Here is a 1,212-nt window from a genome sequence, read left to right as displayed (position 1 = left end):
CAGTCGGCGACGGTCGATGTGGGCAAGCCCGCGGTGTCGGACGGCGGGTGGACGCCGGCGACCAGGGGCGCGTTGTCGTGGACGGCGTCCTCGACCACGCCGTGGGTCTATGCCAAGGTCACCGATCCGGACTCGCGCGCCTCGAAGCTGGAGGCGGAGATCGAGCACGATCCCACCGCGACCGGGCAGGGCACGGGCGTCATCTGGTCCGGCAAGGGCGCCACGACCTACGCCTCCGGCGGCAACGCCTGGGTGCAGGTCCCGGCGGGCAAGCTGGCCGACGGCATGAAGGTGCGCTGGCGGGTGCGCGGAGAGACCGCCACGGGCGTGGTCGGCCCGTGGTCGGACTGGTCCGCCACCGTCATCGACCTGCGCAAGCCGTCCGTGGCGGGCTTGTCGATGACCCCGGCGACCTGGGACGCCGGAGCATGGACCGCGGCCGCGGCGACGCCCTGGCTCTACGCCAAGGTCACCGACCCGGAGAACGGCGACTCCCGGCTCGCGGTCGAGATCGAGCACGACCCGGCCGCCACCGGTCAAGGGGCCGGCCTGATCTGGTCCGGCACGAGCGCGCAGCCGTCCCACTCCGGCGAGAACGCCTGGGTGCAGGTGCCGGCGGCGAAGCTGACCGACGGCATGAAGATCCGCTGGCGCGCCCGCGGCGAAACCGTCAAGGGCATCACGGGAGCCTGGACCGACTGGGTGCAGGCACGCATCGACCTCGGCAAGCCGGTGGTCGAATCGCTGGGCATGGATCCGGCGCTGCCGGGTTCGGCGTCGTGGACGGCGGGGTCGGTGACGCCGTGGCTGTTCGCGAAGGTGAGTGATCCGGACAACCGGTCGAGCAAGCTGAGTGTGGAGGTGGAGCATGATCCGGCGGCCGCGGCTCAGGGGACGGGGCTGATCTGGGCGGGTTCGTCGTCGAAGGATTATGCGACGGGGACGATCGCCTGGGTGGGGGTGCCGTCGGGGAAGTTGTCCGATGGCTGGCAGGTTCGGTGGCGGGCGCGGGCGACGACGGTGTCCGGGGTGTCGGGTCCGTGGTCGGCGTGGGTGTCGGCGCGGGTGGACACGACGGTGTTCCGGACGGTTCCGCCCGGTCCGGTGGTGAGCCAGATGGCGCCTTCGCTGGGGCAGTCGGTGTCGGGTGTGTGGACGTTGCCGAGTGAGTCTCCGGTGTTCACGGCGGCGATCTCGGATGTTGATCGTCGG

1 protein-coding gene is annotated in these 1,212 nt (G+C 71.6%); it reads left to right on the top strand.

Translation table 11 applies throughout. From position 1 onward, the window contains the following. A partial coding sequence (locus AB0J71_RS49970; RefSeq protein ID WP_364421495.1) for a hypothetical protein occupies positions 1 to 1,212 on the top strand: 1,212 nt, incomplete at both ends.

This window comes from Nonomuraea sp. NPDC049637 (assembly GCF_040675235.1).
Classification (GTDB): Bacteria; Actinomycetota; Actinomycetes; order Streptosporangiales; family Streptosporangiaceae; genus Nonomuraea.
The sequence above is the reverse complement of the archived record's forward strand: the minus strand, read 5'-3'. Positions and strand labels throughout refer to the sequence as shown.